Source organism: Herbaspirillum sp. C7C2 (genome assembly GCF_022627865.1).
GTDB classification, from domain to species: Bacteria; Pseudomonadota; Gammaproteobacteria; order Burkholderiales; family Burkholderiaceae_D; genus Herbaspirillum; species Herbaspirillum frisingense.
Genome location: NZ_JABXGI010000001.1, coordinates 792,538 through 807,240, shown reverse-complemented (window position 1 = coordinate 807,240; position 14,703 = coordinate 792,538). Strand labels below are relative to the sequence as shown.

Below are 14,703 nucleotides of genomic sequence, written 5' to 3'. Positions count from 1 at the left end.
TAGCCCAGGGCGATCAGTGCGTACATGCTGCCTAGCACCAATCCGTTGATGATCTGCTGGATGAAAATGTCCATGAATAACTCTTCGATCTAAATTGAAACAATAAAAACACGCAGGTCTGCACCAAAGCGGACACCGCGCGAAAGCATGTCGATTAGCAAAATCCGTTCCCGGCGTTCGGGATAGCGTTATCACCCTTCCTATAAAAGGCGATAGCGCACCGTCGAAACAGTCGTCGAATTCGGGAGGAAATGAAGTGGGGATCAGCTGCTGTCGCCGCCAGGGCGGCGGGGGCTGGACCAGGAAGCGCCACCGGAGCGGCAACTGGGCGGCCGGGACCGGATGCACCGGCGCGCGCCGGTAGGCAGATGGACTTGCATGGTGGTGTCTCCCTGTCTCTGGTTGCGCCGCATTTGCGGCGCTCCGCCCTCTTTGGAGAGGGCTTGCGCGGGAGCCGCCTTTTGGGCGGCGTGTCGATAATGGTGCGGAATTATACGCAGAAGCGGCCAACAATCGCGCACAAACAATCGGCTGTTACACAAGAAATCGCGGTAAGACCATTGAACCATGGGGCAAATCTGCAACAGGCTCCGGCAAGGCGAATTCCCAACAAAAAAGGCTTGCGTCAGCAAGCCTGGGGGCGGTTGTGGCGGTTGTGGCGGCCGCAACAGTCATACGGCCGCCAGCTCGCAGGTACTCAGTGGGTCTCGGCAGCCGTGCCGCGCGCGCCCAGGCCCTTGGGCAGGGGGAAGGTGACGTTTTCCTCGATCCCGTCCAGCACACGGACGCTGCGGGCACCGATTTCCTTGATGCGATCGATTACGGCCTGCACCAGCACTTCCGGCGCAGAGGCGCCGGCAGTGACGCCGATACGCTGGCGGCCGCTGATCCATTGCGGATCGATCAGGGCGGCGTTGTCGACCATGAAGGCCGGTACGCCCTTCTTTTCGGCCAGTTCACGCAGGCGGTTGGAGTTGGAGCTGTTGGGACTGCCCACCACGATCACCACATCCACTTGCGGCGCCATGAACTTCACGGCTTCCTGGCGGTTGGTGGTGGCGTAGCAGATATCGCCCTTCTTGGGTTCGGAGATGGCCGGGAAGCGCTCGCGCAGGGCGGCGATGATCTCGGCTGTGTCGTCCACCGACAGCGTGGTCTGGGAGACATAGGCCAGCAGCGCCGGGTCGGCCACCTGCAGGCGCGCGACGTCATCCACCGTTTCCACCAGATGCATGCCGCCTTCGGTCTGGCCCATGGTGCCTTCGACTTCGGGGTGGCCGGCGTGGCCGATCATGATGATCTCGCGCCCTTCACGGCGCATCTTGGCCACTTCCATGTGCACCTTGGTGACCAGGGGACAGGTGGCGTCGAACACGGTCAGGCCGCGTTCGGCCGCCTCGGCCTGGATCGCCTTGGACACGCCGTGTGCCGAGAAGATGACAGTGCTGCCGGCCGGCACGTCGGCCAGTTCCTCGATGAACACTGCGCCCTTGGCGCGCAGGTCGCTGACCACATAGGCGTTGTGCACGATCTCATGGCGCACATAGATGGGGGCGCCGAACTGCGCCAGGGCGCGTTCGACGATCTCGATGGCGCGGTCCACGCCCGCGCAGAAACCACGGGGCTGGGCCAGCAGGATTTCGGATTCGGCTTTAGCCATGGTCATGGTAATTCCCTTGATTCTTCAAAACATCGCGAGCGCAGTATCGCCAATTATCGAGGCGCTTACAGGATTCCTATGATTTTCACCTCGAACTTCAGCGTCTGCCCGGCCAGCGGGTGATTGAAGTCGAAAATTGCGCCATCATCATCCATTGCACGCAGGATGCCGGCGAAGCGGCCGCCACCGGGGGCGGCGAAGTCCACCAGGTCTCCGATGCGGTATTGCTCGTCCATGGACGAGTTCTCGTCCAGCGTGGCACGCGAGATGCGCTGGACCAGTTCATCGCTGCGTTCGCCGAAGGCCTGGGCCGGCGCCAGTTCGAAGGTCTGGTGCGCCCCTTCCGGCAGGCCCAGCAGGCAGGCTTCCAGGAAAGGGGCCAACTGGCCCTGGCCGAATTGCAGCGTGGCCGGGTTTTCGTTGAAGGTGCTGACGATATCTTCCCCCTCCAGCGAAGCCAGGCGGTAATGCAGCGTGAGATAGGCGTTTTCGGTGACGACGGGGACGGATGGGCTGGACATGACAGGTATTCGAAGGTGCACAGGAACCCGCTATTGTAAGCCACGTTGGACCGGCGCGCCGCTGGAGGCTTCACGGCACTGAGGTTCCACATGCAGTTCCCTGCCCTGTCCTTGCGCCTGCGCAAATCCACCCCCTCGTGATCTTCATTCCATCTTCTTAGAGGAGCACAACGACATGAGCATGACCCTGACAGCCTGGCCCAAGGAACAACGGCCACGCGAACGCCTGATCCAGCATGGGCCGGCAGCCCTGTCGGACGCCGAACTGCTGGCGATCTTCCTGCGGGTGGGCATCCCCGGCAAGAACGTGATGGACCTGTCCCATGGGCTGCTGCAGCGTTTCGGCACCCTCGATGAACTCTTCGATGCCGCCCACAAGAACAGCGACCTGGGCGACGGCCTGGGTCCGGCCAAATGCAGCCAGTTGCGGGCGGCGCTGGAACTGTCGCGGCGCGTGATCCACGAACAGTTGAAGAAACGATCGGTCATGAACTCCAGCCGCGCCGTGGGCGACTACCTGAAGCTGATGTTCAAGGGCAAGGAACGTGAAAGTTTCGTCGCCCTCTTCCTCAATGTGCGCGGTCACCTGATCGGTACCGAGGAATTGTTTCGCGGCACGCTCAATCATTCCGCGGTCTACCCGCGCGAAGTGGTCAAGGCGGCGCTGCGACACAATGCCGCCTCGGTGATCGTGGCCCATAACCACCCTTCGGGTGACCCTGAGCCCAGCAAGGCCGACCTGGAACTCACCAGGGCGCTGGACGAGGCATTGGGGATGATCAACGTGGATCTGCTGGACCATTTCGTGGTAGCCGAGACACTCGTGTACTCCTTCGCCGACCATGGCCGGCTGTGAAGCAGGCAGGCCTGGCCAGCCGCAAACCCGCATGGGACAAGGCTGAGAGCCCGATGACCCAGGTCTTGACAGCAATGCCTCTGCCAATTGTTAAATCAATCAGGAATGGCAAGACACAATTGTTTTATGCAAGTCATTGAAAAAGCTGAGTTTTTTCCATATACTCTCGTTTTTCCCAAATTCGGAAATTTTTAAGGAGTCTCACATGGCACGTGTCTGCCAAGTCACCGGGAAGGGGCCGATGGTCGGCAACAACGTTTCCCATGCAAACAACAAGACCAAGCGTCGTTTCCTGCCCAACCTGCAGAATCGCCGCATTTTCGTCGAATCCGAGAACCGTTGGGTTTCGCTGCGTTTGTCCAACGCCGGCCTGCGCGTGATCGACAAGATCGGCATCGATGCCGTTCTGGCCGATCTGCGTGCTCGTGGCGAAAAAGTCTAATTAGCAGAGTAAAGGAAATCTATCATGGCGAAATCCGGCCGCGACAAAATCAAACTGGAGTCGACCGCAGGTACTGGTCACTTCTACACCACCACCAAGAACAAGCGTACTACGCCCGAAAAGATCAGCATCATGAAGTTCGATCCCAAGGCGCGCAAGCACGTCGAATACAAGGAAACCAAGATCAAGTAATTGATCCCGGTCTCTGGGTATTCCAGCAAAAAACCCGCAGAGCGATCTGCGGGTTTTTTATTGCCCGGCGCCGGTCGGCGACCACCACCTGGAAGGCAGCACTGCTTTTCCTGCGCGGCAGTGGGCACAAGGCTGCGGGATCAGCCGGCCATTCGTCATTGGACGCTACGTCCACGTCCCACCTTGGCGGGGTAAGCGACGCGACGACCGCTGCAGCCCCTGACCCGGCGCGGACGATTGTTCATATCCCTGAGCGGCGCCCAATGAAAAAATCCCCGCAGATCGCTCTGCGGGGATTTTTCATTCACATCCCGGCCTGACCGGGCTGGAAAATCATGCGTAGCTGCGCAGGCGCAGGGCGAAGTCGCGCAGGGCCTTCACGCCCGAGGCTTCGGCACGTGCACACCAGTCCTGCAGTTGCTGCAGCAGCTGTTCGCGGGTCGAATGCGAACGCTCCCAGATGGCGCTCAGTTCGATGCGCATTTCATGCATGGTCTGCAGCGCCTTGCTGTGGGCGAAGAGCTCGGACAATTGCTGCTTCTGACCATCTTCCAGGCGGCCCGGCTCACGCTGCAACAGCTTCTTGGAGGACTTCAGGAAGCGCGATTCCAGCTTGGCCTTCTCGATCAGGTGATCCAGCTCATCCTGCCAGGCGGTCTTCAGCGAACGGGCATACTTGGCCGTCACGTCGTAACGGTTGGAAATGACCGATTGCAGCGTATCCAGGTCGATCACCGACTTCTGGCGATCGAACTTGGGCACCGGAGCCACCTTCTTGACCTTGGCCAGGCCGAAGGTTTCGAGGATGCGGATGTACATCCAGCCGATGTCGAACTCGTACCACTTGGCCGAGAACTTGGCCGAGGTGCCGAAGGTGTGGTGATTGTTGTGCATTTCCTCGCCGCCGATGATGATGCCGATCGGGAACAGGTTGGTGGCTGCATCATTGCAATCGTAGTTGCGGTAGCCCCAGAAGTGACCCAGGCCATTGACCACACCGGCTGCCCAGAAGGGAATCCAGGCCATCTGCACGGCCCAGACCGTCAGGCCGATGGCGCCGAACAGCAGCACGTCGATGATCAGCATGATGCCCACACCCTGCCAGCCGTACTTGCTGTAGATGTTGTGTTCAATCCAGTCGTCCGGGGTGCCGTGACCGAACTTTTCCATGGTCTCGGCATTCTTGGACTCATTGCGGTAGAGCTCGGCGCCCTGCCACATCACCTTGTTGATGCCGCGGGTCTGCGGGCTGTGCGGGTCCTCTTCAGTCTCGCACTTGGCGTGGTGCTTGCGGTGGATGGCAGCCCATTCCTTGGTCACCATGCCAGTGGTCATCCACAGCCACAGACGGAAGAAGTGGCTGGGGATCGCGTGCAGTTCGAGCGCGCGGTGCGCCTGGCAACGATGCAGGTAGAGAGTCACGCCCACGATGGTGATGTGGGTCATCACCAGTGTGTAGATGACAATCTGCCAACCGGATGCATGCAGCAGGCCGTTGGCAACAAAGTCGAGGATCGCATCAAGGGTCATCAGTACAACTCCAAATAGAAAACAACTATCGGACTACAAATCGGGATATTACTTGTTCCGTGAAAATGGTTTTATTTTCTTTTAAGTGCCGGGTATTGTACGCGAATTCTTCGGCTCCGGACCATCAGGATTTTCCTGGGGCGTACTTTGGCGGAAGCTCCGCTCATCCATGATGCGAATGTCGCGCTTGGCATGGGCCACCTGGATGCCATGTTGCTTGAAGGCTTTCCAGATCGCACGGTTGACGTCGGAAAGGACATTGAGGCGCCCGTTTTCAGGATCGGTGATCCAGAACCCCAGCTCCAGGTCCAGCCCATCGACGCCGATCTTGATCAGCAGCGCATGCGGCGCGGTCTGCTGGGAGACTCTCTCTACACCAAGTGCGGCCTGCTCCATGATGGACAAGACCGTTTCCACATCATCCTGGTACAGAATTGTAACTTGTGTAGACAAACGTACAATGCGATGCGTCAAGGAATAGTTCTGTACCGGATTGGAGACAAATAGCTCATTGGGCAACACCGTCTCGATACCGTCCAGCCCTTCCAGGATGGTGTAGCGGGAGTTGATCTGGGTGACCCTGCCGAAATATTTCTCCACTGCAACCATGTCACCAATGACCATGCTGCGTTCCAGCAGGATCACGAAGCCGGAAACATAACTGCTGGCGATCTTCTGCAAGCCCAGCCCGATACCTACACCGAGCGCGCCGCCGAAGACCGACAGCACCGTCAGGTCGATGCCCACCAGCGACAGGCTGACCAGGAAGGCGATCAGGATCAGCAGCGCTCGTGCCATGCGGGCCACCACCGTGCGCAGCGAGGAGTGCATGCCGCTGAACTTCATCAGCCGGTTCTCCACCACCGTGCCTATCCAGAGCGCGATGATCAGCGTCACCAGCACCGAAGCCGCGCCCTGCAGCATGGTCAGCAGCGACACCTTGTGGCGCGCCAGCGGCAGCGTGGTGGTATCGAGATAATCGACGAAGTCCGGCCACAGGCCGGTGATCCACAGCACCACGCACAGCCAGACCAGCAGCGCGATCAGCTTTTCCGACAGGTGCAGCAGCGCGCCCACGGTGGCGTCCTTGACGAAGATCCCTCGCAACACATAGAACACGAAGCGCATTGCCACCTGCGCGACGGCCAGCGGGAACATGATTTCCCACAGCGAGACAGCATGGCCGCCGCGCTTGAGGATGAAGTACGCGGCCGTCAGCAGGCCTAGCGCCAGCAACGGTGAGAGCACGCGGGCAAAGCTCTTGACGCCGATCTGCATCACCAGGGACTGCTCTTCCTGGTCGGAGGGCAGCACGAAGCGCGCGCGCAGCCAGCGCGACAGGCCGACACCACCCAGCAGCGAGAGGACGATCACCACCAGCTGGCGCAACAGGTCAACCGGGCTGGGATCAGTGAAAAGGGAGAAGAAATGGTCGGTCATGGGGTCATGAAAGGCCGCTGTCGACGGTCAGCTCAGGCTCGACGCTTCAAGGCGCCGCTTCGGCATCCTGCCGGTGGCGTTGCCAGTTGGCGGCGTAGCGCGCGGCCAGGGGCGGATTCTTGCCCAGGACCAGGATGTTCTCGGCGTTCTTGTGCTGGGCCGACCAGGTGAAGTTATAGCTACCGGTGATCACCGTGGCCGAGGCCAGGCTGGCATCGATGACGATCACCTTGTTGTGGGCATTGCGGTAGGCGGTCTCCAGCCAGACCGGGATGCCGGCACCGCGCAGCTGGCGCAGGCGGTCGTTGGCGTTCTTGTCCAGCTGCCCGCCATCCATGAGCACGCGCACATCGATGCCGCGCTTGCGGGCGGCCACCAGGGCGTCGGTGATGGGCCGGCTGGTCAGCAGATAGGCTTGCACCAGGATCTGGCGCCGGGCGCTGTCGAGCTGGCTGACGATCAGGGCTTCGATGTCGTCCCAGGGAGCGAAGGCCGACTGGATCGTGCCCTGCGCGGCCACCACGGGCGGTGGCGGCAGGGATTCCCTGGCCTGGGCGCCGGGGATGGCGGCCAGGCCAAGCAGCAACCCGGCCGTCAGGACAGGCACAGAAGCCAGGCGCATCGTGTGCTTCATGCCGCGCGGCGCTCCAGCACGGCCGCAAAGAAGCCGTCGGTCTGATGCAGGTGCGGCAGCAACTTCAGGTAGTCGCCCATGTCCAGCGCAATCTTCTGCTCGGCCAGGACCTCGCTCATCGGACGCAGGATGAAATCCGGGTGCGACTGCAGGAAGTCGGCGATGACTTCGTCGTTCTCTTCTTCCAGGATGCTGCAGGTGCCATACACCAGGCGACCGCCCGGGCGCACCAGGCGGGCGGCGCTGGCCAGGATGGAGCCCTGCTTGGCGCGCATCTCGCCCAGGGTTTCCACGGACTGGCGCCATTTCATGTCGGGGTTGCGACGCAGGGTGCCCAGGCCGCTGCAGGGGGCGTCGACCAGCACGCGATCGAGCTTGCCGGCCAGGCGCTTGACCTTGGCGTCGTTCTCGTGGGCGATCACCACCGGGTGCACGTTGGACAGGCCGCTGCGCGCCAGGCGCGGCTTGAGCTTGGCCAGGCGCTTTTCGGACACGTCGAAGGCATACAGGCGACCGGTATTGCGCATCAGCGCACCCAGGGCCAGGGTCTTGCCACCGGCGCCGGCACAGAAATCGACCACCATCTCACCGCGCTTGGCGCCGACGATCTGGGCCAGCAACTGGCTGCCTTCATCCTGCACTTCGATGGCGCCTTCCTTGAACACCGGGATGTTCTGCAGCGCCGGTTTCTTGAACACGCGCAGGCCCAGTGGTGAATACGGGGTCGGCTCACAGGCCACCGGGGCCTTGGCCAGTTCGGCGATGACGGTGTCGCGGTCCGACTTGATGGTGTTCACGCGCAGGTCCAGCGGGGCCGGGCGGTTCATGGCGTCGGCCAGTTCCAGGGTGGCCGCCTCGCCCATGCGGGCCACCAGCTTGTCCCACAGCCAGGGCGGCAGGTTGCTGCGCATCTGCGGCGCCAGCTGGGTACGATCGATCTGGGCCACACGCTCCAGCCATTCGGCCTCGCCTTCCTGCAGGCCGGCGATGGATTCGGCTCCGACAGCATCGGCCAAGCCCAGCAGGGCCAGGCGGCGCATCATCGGACCGATGCCGGACTCGGCGAAGTTGGTCAGCACCGTCTTGTTGCGCAGCAGGCCATAGACGGCCTCGGCGATGACGCCGCGTTCGCGGCTGCCCAGACGCGGGTTGTCGCGGAAATAACGCGACAGCGTCACGTCGGCCGGGCCGGTGAAGCGCAGCACTTCGCGCAGCAGTTCTTCGGTATGGGGAATGATCGCGGGAGGCAATCTCATGCTAGGTCCTTCAGTTTCAATTCAAGATAAGTGATGCGCAGGCCGCCACGGCCGGCAGGCAATTCAGGCCGCGCCCGTCAGGCGCACGCGGGCGCCCTCCAGTGTCAGGCGGCCGTCGATGAACCAGCGCACGGCGCGCGGGTAGATCGCATGTTCCTGTTCCAGCACGCGCTGGGCCAGCGTTTCCTCGCTGTCCTCTTCCAGCACCGGCACGGCCGCCTGGGCCACGATGGGGCCGTGGTCAAGATCGGGCGTGACGAAATGCACCGTGGCGCCATGCAGCTTCACGCCGGCGGCCAGGGCCTGCCGGTGCGTCGCCAGGCCCGGAAAACTGGGCAGCAGGGACGGATGGATGTTGAGCATGCGGCCCTGGTAATGGTCCACGAAAGGCGCCGTCAAGATGCGCATGAAGCCGGCCAGGACCACCAGGTCAGGGGCAAACGCATCGATGCGATCGCGCAGTGCGGCGTCGAACAGATCACGCGTGGGATAGTCGCGATTGGCGATGACGGCGGTGGCAATACCGTGCCGGGCGGCGAATTCCAGGCCGCTGGCATCAGCGCGGTTGCTGATGACGGCGGCGATTCTGGCAGGCCACCGCTCGGCCTGTGCGGCACGGACGATGGCTTCCATATTGCTGCCCCGTCCGGAAATCAGGATGACGATGCTTCTCATGGGGTCGCATTGTACCTGCTGCCGGCCCGGCTGCCGCCGTTTTTCACAATGCGAAAGGCAGGGCGTGGCGTAAATGCTTTATCCGGATGTACCCCGAATGTGCCGGAATGTGCCCGGATTGCTGCGCAATTTACTGGAAGGAATAGAAAACCCGGAACGGCACCTTCTTTTCGGCCCAGTAATCGGCGGCGTCGCGGAACACGTCCAGCAGGGTCTCCCGGGCTTCCTTGTCGAACTTCTGGGTATTGGGCAGTTGCTCCAGCACCACGACGAAGCCGATCTGCTTGCCGGCCTTGTGGGTCAGGTCGGTCAGGCAATCATGCAGGGCGTCGAAATTCTTGCCGAAATGCCGGGGGAAATGGAAGGCGCTGGCGATGGTGCTCAATACCTGCTGCTTGGTGACGGCCTCGGCACAATAGGCATAGAGAAAATGCTGCTCCAGATGCGCGGCCTCCTGCTGCAGCTCGTTCACGCGGAAGGCGCGAATGGACTGCACGATATTGGGCGGCACCGTTTTAAACAAACTCATTCTCCCTTCAGTATCCATAGGCGGGGCTGTGTGGCTGTCGTGGTTGATCTGGCTGACCTGGGCTGACACGCGTGCTGCGACAGGGCCCGGTGCCCTGCCCTGCTGCCTGACCGCGATCAATCGCGGATCCGGCGGAAGCTCTTGTAGTGATCGCTCGTGTAATAGTATTCGCCGGAAGACTTGGGATCCCCGCCACTGATGATGCGTCGGGCGCCCCGGTTGCGGGCGCGCGGCGTCTTGACAGTGTATTCGCGATAATACCCGCGCTTCTGCCTGGGTAAAACCCCTTCGTAATTGCCGAAGACGGCACCGTCCTTTTCATACGGGAAAGGCCCGCCCTCGCGGATCAGGGCCATGGTCTGCTGGGCCTCGCGCGGCAGCTGGTCGAGGTTCACTTCGGGCAGACCGCCCGGCTCCGGGCCACGTGCATGCACGGGCGCGGCCAGCATCAGGGCGGTGAGCAGCACCATCCAATACTTCATGAATATCGAGGAGATGAATCGAGCTCGCATCTGCGTGGTCCGTGGTTATTCTCTAAATTGCAATTTTGTCAATTAAAAACAACAGCACCCGGTAGATTAACTTGTTGCTTTCAGCTAGGCAACCACGGCAGGGCCAAGGCTTGACCGGCAGCAAATCAGGCAGAGGCTTGGAGCAATTGCGCCGTGTCCGGTTCAAAAAAGGCCAGCACTTCCTCGCGCTTGGCGTAGGTATCGCTCTCTCCCAGGGCGATCAACTCGTTGGTGAAGCTCTGTTCGAACAACAGATAGGACGCCAATGCCGAGCCACGGGCCTCGGTCGCGCCGATGCCGCCCAGCATGGTGCGGATCGGGCGCGGCAGGCTGCTCACGTGACGGCTGGCGATGCTGTCGATGCGATGCGAGGGCGAGATCACCAGGGTGCGAATGGGTTTCAAGGGCGTGTGGCGACGCTGTTCCTCGTTCAACACCGAGAGGGTCTGGTTGACCCGGTTGATGCGTTCGATGTCGGCCGACAGGCCATCCAGGAAGATGCCCGACATCGCATGCCCTGCCACCTGCGCCAGGCTGGGATAGTGGGGCGTATTGGTGGGCGCCTGCTCGCCTTTCTCGCCCATGCGGCCGGCGCCGATGATGAGTACCTTGGTCGCGCCCAGGTGGATGGCCGGCGAGATCGGTGCGATCTGGCGCATGGAGCCATCGCCGCAGTATTCGCAGCGCCCGTCGATATACACGGGAATGGCCGGAAAGATGAAGGGAATCGCCGACGAGGCCAGCAGATGGTCGATGCCGATCTGGTCGCGGATGGCCAGACGCTGCGTGCGCCGCCAGGGTTCGATTTCCTCGGCGCATTGATAGAAGGTGATGTGCTGGCCGCTGGTATAGGACGAGGCGGTCACCGCCAGCGCATGCAGCTGTCCTTCCGCCAGCGCGGCATCCAGACGCGGCAAGTCCAGCAGGCGATGCAGCATGCTCACCAGGGGCGTGTTGTCCAGCAGGGAGTTGGGCGGGTTGGCGCGCCACTTGCGCAGCAGCCAGCCGAATGAGAACAGCGACAGCCAGCGCGCCCCGGAGCGGATCACGCCCAGTGAATCGGCGCGGTAGACCTGCTCCACCTGGAAGTTGCTCCATACCGCCATCAGCTCGCGCACGGCCTCGCCGAAATCATCGGCGCGGCAGGCCAGCGCGGTACCGTTGATGGCACCGGCCGACGTGCCGCAGATGATGGGGAAGGGATTGCTGTGTACCGGCCAGCCGGCTTCGAGCAGGATCATCGAGAGCGCATTGAGCACCCCCACCTGATAGGCCGCCCGTGCGCCGCCGCCGGTCAGGATCAAGCCTGTTTTATGTTCCATTGTCTCCATGCGGGCAGCTTATCAGCAGCGCCCGCGCTGTGGACAAGAGAATTGGCAGGGAAATGCGGCCTATTTGGGGGGCATGCGGATGGCCCCATCCAGACGGATGGTCTCGCCGTTCAACATCACGTTCTCGATGATGCTCCTGGCCAGTTGCGCGTATTCGGTGGCGCGCCCCAGACGCGGCGGGAAGGGTACGGCCTGGCCCAGCGAGTCCAGCACTTCCTGCGGCATGGCCAGCATCATGGGCGTTTCGAAGATGCCCGGTGCAATGGTCATGACCCGGATACCGCTGCGCGACAGATCACGCGCCATCGGCAAGGTCATCGCCACGATGGCGCCCTTGGAGGCCGAATAGGCGGTCTGCCCGATCTGGCCGTCATACGCCGCCACCGAGGCGGTGTGGATGATGATGCCGCGCTCGCCCTCCGCCAGCGCCTCGCCCTTGGCCATGGCATCGGCCGCGAAGCGCGCCATGTTGAAGCTGCCGACCAGGTTGATGTTGAGCGTCTTCATGAACAGCGCCATGGTATGCGGACCGTTCTTGCCGATCAGCTTTTCGGCCGGGGCGATGCCGGCACAATTGATCAGGCCGCGCAGGCTGCCCAGCGCTTGCGCGGCTTGCACCACCGCCTGCGCATCGTCCTCGGAACTGACATCGCAGCGCACGAAGATGCCGCCCAGTTCCTGCGCCAGCGCGCTGCCGGTTTCCTGGTTCAGGTCGGCCAGCACCGGCTTGCCGCCGGCGGCCGCGATCATGCGCGCAGTGGCCGCGCCCAGACCGGATGCAGCGCCGGTGACGATGAAAACATTTCCTTCGATACGCATGGAGTCTCCTGTTTTTTATCTCGCTGGCCCGGACGGATGGCCCGGGTCGCCGTGGCCTGATGATGAGGTGATGCCTCAGGCAGCATTATTTGACGGATCGGCCGGCCTGGCAATGTCTGCCCGGCATGGCGATTCCGTGGTGGCGGAGATTATGCGCAGGCCGCCGCGCCCCGACTATCGGCGCGGCGACAATTGCACGACTGCAGACGGGCTCAGTTAGGGATGTTCGGCAACAGCGGCACCAGCAGCAGCGCCACGATGTTGATGATCTTGATCAGCGGATTGACCGCCGGTCCCGCCGTGTCCTTGTAGGGGTCACCCACGGTGTCACCGGTGACCGCCGCCTTGTGGGCATCGGAACCCTTGCCGCCGTGATGACCGTCTTCGATGTATTTCTTGGCGTTGTCCCAGGCGCCGCCACCGGTGGTCATCGAGATCGCCACGAACAGGCCGGTGACGATGGTGCCCATCAGCAGCCCGCCCAGTGCCGAGGCCCCCAGCAGCAGGCCCACCAGGATCGGCACGATCACCGGCAAGAGCGACGGCAGGATCATCTCGCGGATGGCCGAGGAGGTCAGCATGTCGACCGCCTTGTCGTATTCCGGCCGTCCGCTGCCATCCATGATGCCCTTGATCTCGCTGAACTGACGCCGCACCTCGACCACCACCGCGCCAGCCGCCCGCCCCACCGCTTCCATCGCCATCGCGCCGAACAGGTAGGGAATCAGCCCCCCGATGAACAACCCGATGATCACCGCCGGACTGGAGAGGTCGAAGCTGGCCGTCTTGCCCACCGATTCCAGCGCATGCGTGTAATCAGCGAACAGCACCAGCGCCGCCAGCCCGGCCGAACCGATGGCATAGCCCTTGGTAACGGCCTTGGTGGTATTGCCCACCGCATCCAGCGGATCGGTGATGGCCCGCACCGAGTCAGGCAGGCCGGACATCTCGGCGATGCCGCCGGCATTGTCGGTGATGGGGCCATAGGCATCGAGCGCCACCACGATGCCAGCCATGGACAGCATGGCGGTTGCCGCGATGGCAATGCCATACAGGCCCGCCAGCCAGTACGACACCAGGATCGCCGCGCACACCGCCAGCACCGGATAGGCGGTCGACTTCATCGACACCCCCAGGCCAGCGATGATGTTGGTGCCATGGCCGGTGGTGGAGGCCTCGGCGATATGCCGCACCGGCTTGAAGTCGGTGCCGGTGTAGTACTCGGTGATATAGACCATCAGGCCGGTCAGCACGATGCCCACCACCGCCGCGCCCATCAGCGGCGCGCGCAATTCGGGCGGCAGCAGCAGCCAGGTGACCAGCGCAAAGCCTACCAGCGACAGCCCGGCCGACCACCACAAGCCGGTATAGAGCGCCGACATGATCTTCTTGCCCGGCTGCGCCTTGACCATCGCGCAGCCGACGATGGAGGCCAGGATCGACACCCCGCCCAGCGCCAGCGGATACAGCACGGCCAGCGTCTCCATGCCCTGCAGCACCAGGGTACCCAGCAGCATGGTGGCGATCAGCGTGACCACGTAGGTCTCGAAGAGGTCGGCCGCCATGCCGGCGCAGTCGCCCACGTTGTCGCCGACGTTATCGGCGATCACGGCAGGATTGCGCGGATCGTCCTCGGGAATGCCGGCCTCGACCTTGCCCACCAGGTCGGCGCCCACATCGGCGCCCTTGGTGAAGATCCCCCCGCCCAGGCGGGCGAAGATGGAAATGAGCGAGGCCCCGAAAGCCAGCCCGATCAGCGGCTGGATGGCGTCGTGCAGACTGGCCGCGCGCCCCTGTCCATAGACGAACAGGACCCAGAAGAACAGCGACACTCCCAGCAGCCCCAGCCCCACCACCAGCATCCCGGTGATCGCCCCGCCACGAAATGCCACGGCGAGCGCCTCGTTCATGCCCCGCGTGGCTGCCTGGGCGGTGCGCACATTGGCCCGCACCGAGACATTCATGCCGATGAAACCGCAGGCGCCCGACAGCACCGCCCCCAGCAGGAAGCCGACGGCGGTCAGCCAGCCCAGTCCGGGGATGAGGGCAATGACGATCAGCAGCACCACGCCCACCATGGCGATGGTGCGGTACTGCCGCGCCAGGTAGGCCGCCGCGCCCTGCTGGATGGCCAGTGCGATTTCCTGCATGCGGGGGTTGCCGGGGTCCTGCTTGAGAATCCAGCTACGCGAGACGAGGCCATAGATCACCGCGACAATGCCGCAGGCAATGGCAAACCACAGGGCAAGTGCCATCTTTATCTCCTTTTGTTATCACGACTCATCAACAATCACGAACATCCGCCG

Annotated in this window: 15 protein-coding genes; 3 read left to right on the top strand and 12 right to left on the bottom strand. The window is 62.6% G+C overall.

Annotated elements, in window-relative coordinates:
* Positions 1-697: 697 nt before the first annotated feature.
* Both ispH and HWE04_RS03670 read right to left on the bottom strand, forming a co-directional pair.
* Positions 698-1,666, bottom strand: a complete 969-nt coding sequence (gene ispH, locus HWE04_RS03675) for a 4-hydroxy-3-methylbut-2-enyl diphosphate reductase (protein ID WP_241811524.1) — start codon at positions 1,664-1,666, stop codon at positions 698-700.
* A gap of 59 nt (positions 1,667-1,725) precedes the next feature.
* A complete protein-coding gene (locus HWE04_RS03670) occupies positions 1,726-2,181 on the bottom strand; it encodes an FKBP-type peptidyl-prolyl cis-trans isomerase (RefSeq protein WP_006463728.1) in 456 nt (151 codons plus the stop codon).
* Positions 2,182-2,356: 175 nt separating this feature from the next.
* Between HWE04_RS03670 and radC the strand changes: the two genes are divergently transcribed.
* The 3 genes from radC to rpmG all read left to right on the top strand — a co-directional run bounded on the left by radC (position 2,357) and on the right by rpmG (position 3,671).
* On the top strand, positions 2,357-3,037 hold the full coding sequence (radC, locus tag HWE04_RS03665; RefSeq protein WP_241811523.1) for a RadC family protein: 681 nt from the start codon (positions 2,357-2,359) through the stop codon (positions 3,035-3,037).
* 205 nt (positions 3,038-3,242) lie between these two features.
* Positions 3,243-3,479, top strand: a complete 237-nt coding sequence (gene rpmB / locus HWE04_RS03660; protein WP_006463730.1) for a 50S ribosomal protein L28 — start codon at positions 3,243-3,245, stop codon at positions 3,477-3,479.
* A gap of 24 nt (positions 3,480-3,503) precedes the next feature.
* Positions 3,504-3,671, top strand: coding sequence for a 50S ribosomal protein L33 (gene rpmG, locus HWE04_RS03655; protein ID WP_006463731.1), 168 nt, complete (start codon positions 3,504-3,506; stop codon positions 3,669-3,671).
* Between the two features lie 333 nt (positions 3,672-4,004).
* On the opposite strand, the gene HWE04_RS03650 is transcribed toward rpmG, so the two are convergent.
* The 10 genes from HWE04_RS03650 to HWE04_RS03605 all read right to left on the bottom strand — a co-directional run bounded on the left by HWE04_RS03650 (position 4,005) and on the right by HWE04_RS03605 (position 14,652).
* Positions 4,005-5,201 (bottom strand): DesA family fatty acid desaturase, encoded by a 1,197-nt coding sequence (locus HWE04_RS03650; protein ID WP_006463732.1) that lies wholly within the window; start codon positions 5,199-5,201, stop codon positions 4,005-4,007.
* An 81-nt stretch (positions 5,202-5,282) separates the two neighbouring features.
* A complete protein-coding gene (locus HWE04_RS03645) occupies positions 5,283-6,641 on the bottom strand; it encodes a mechanosensitive ion channel family protein (protein WP_241811522.1) in 1,359 nt (452 codons plus the stop codon).
* Positions 6,642-6,687: 46 nt separating this feature from the next.
* Positions 6,688-7,263: a phospholipase D family nuclease gene (locus HWE04_RS03640; protein WP_241811521.1), complete on the bottom strand. Its 576-nt coding sequence runs from the start codon at positions 7,261-7,263 to the stop codon at positions 6,688-6,690.
* A gap of 8 nt (positions 7,264-7,271) precedes the next feature.
* Positions 7,272-8,531, bottom strand: coding sequence for an RsmB/NOP family class I SAM-dependent RNA methyltransferase (locus HWE04_RS03635; protein ID WP_077236531.1), 1,260 nt, complete (start codon positions 8,529-8,531; stop codon positions 7,272-7,274).
* Positions 8,532-8,594: 63 nt separating this feature from the next.
* A complete protein-coding gene (gene purN / locus HWE04_RS03630) occupies positions 8,595-9,206 on the bottom strand; it encodes a phosphoribosylglycinamide formyltransferase (protein ID WP_006463736.1) in 612 nt (203 codons plus the stop codon).
* Positions 9,207-9,336: 130 nt separating this feature from the next.
* Complete coding sequence (locus HWE04_RS03625) at positions 9,337-9,804, bottom strand: barstar family protein (RefSeq protein ID WP_233207686.1); 468 nt, start codon at positions 9,802-9,804, stop codon at positions 9,337-9,339.
* A gap of 47 nt (positions 9,805-9,851) precedes the next feature.
* Positions 9,852-10,247, bottom strand: a complete 396-nt coding sequence (locus HWE04_RS03620) for a ribonuclease (protein ID WP_241811520.1) — start codon at positions 10,245-10,247, stop codon at positions 9,852-9,854.
* Positions 10,248-10,372: 125 nt separating this feature from the next.
* Complete coding sequence (locus tag HWE04_RS03615) at positions 10,373-11,578, bottom strand: patatin-like phospholipase family protein (protein ID WP_077236532.1); 1,206 nt, start codon at positions 11,576-11,578, stop codon at positions 10,373-10,375.
* Positions 11,579-11,638: 60 nt separating this feature from the next.
* Positions 11,639-12,397 carry an SDR family NAD(P)-dependent oxidoreductase gene (locus HWE04_RS03610; protein ID WP_006463740.1) on the bottom strand — a complete coding sequence of 253 codons (759 nt, stop codon included), beginning with the start codon at positions 12,395-12,397 and terminating at the stop codon, positions 11,639-11,641.
* A gap of 212 nt (positions 12,398-12,609) precedes the next feature.
* Complete coding sequence (locus HWE04_RS03605) at positions 12,610-14,652, bottom strand: sodium-translocating pyrophosphatase (RefSeq protein WP_241811519.1); 2,043 nt, start codon at positions 14,650-14,652, stop codon at positions 12,610-12,612.
* Positions 14,653-14,703: the final 51 nt, after the last annotated feature.

Excerpts from the sequence above, each read along its gene's own strand:
- ispH (WP_241811524.1), bottom strand. The coding sequence starts at position 1,666 with ATGACCATGGCTAAAGCCGAATCCGAAATCCTGCTGGCCCAGCCCCGT.
- HWE04_RS03670 (WP_006463728.1), bottom strand. The coding sequence starts at position 2,181 with ATGTCCAGCCCATCCGTCCCCGTCGTCACCGAAAACGCCTATCTCACG.
- radC (WP_241811523.1), top strand. The coding sequence starts at position 2,357 with ATGAGCATGACCCTGACAGCCTGGCCCAAGGAACAACGGCCACGCGAA.
- rpmB (WP_006463730.1), top strand. The coding sequence starts at position 3,243 with ATGGCACGTGTCTGCCAAGTCACCGGGAAGGGGCCGATGGTCGGCAAC.
- rpmG (WP_006463731.1), top strand. The coding sequence starts at position 3,504 with ATGGCGAAATCCGGCCGCGACAAAATCAAACTGGAGTCGACCGCAGGT.
- HWE04_RS03650 (WP_006463732.1), bottom strand. The coding sequence starts at position 5,201 with ATGACCCTTGATGCGATCCTCGACTTTGTTGCCAACGGCCTGCTGCAT.
- HWE04_RS03645 (WP_241811522.1), bottom strand. The coding sequence starts at position 6,641 with ATGACCGACCATTTCTTCTCCCTTTTCACTGATCCCAGCCCGGTTGAC.
- HWE04_RS03640 (WP_241811521.1), bottom strand. The coding sequence starts at position 7,263 with ATGCGCCTGGCTTCTGTGCCTGTCCTGACGGCCGGGTTGCTGCTTGGC.
- HWE04_RS03635 (WP_077236531.1), bottom strand. The coding sequence starts at position 8,531 with ATGAGATTGCCTCCCGCGATCATTCCCCATACCGAAGAACTGCTGCGC.
- purN (WP_006463736.1), bottom strand. The coding sequence starts at position 9,206 with ATGAGAAGCATCGTCATCCTGATTTCCGGACGGGGCAGCAATATGGAA.
- HWE04_RS03620 (WP_241811520.1), bottom strand. The coding sequence starts at position 10,247 with ATGCGAGCTCGATTCATCTCCTCGATATTCATGAAGTATTGGATGGTG.
- HWE04_RS03615 (WP_077236532.1), bottom strand. The coding sequence starts at position 11,578 with ATGGAGACAATGGAACATAAAACAGGCTTGATCCTGACCGGCGGCGGC.
- HWE04_RS03610 (WP_006463740.1), bottom strand. The coding sequence starts at position 12,397 with ATGCGTATCGAAGGAAATGTTTTCATCGTCACCGGCGCTGCATCCGGT.
- HWE04_RS03605 (WP_241811519.1), bottom strand. The coding sequence starts at position 14,652 with ATGGCACTTGCCCTGTGGTTTGCCATTGCCTGCGGCATTGTCGCGGTG.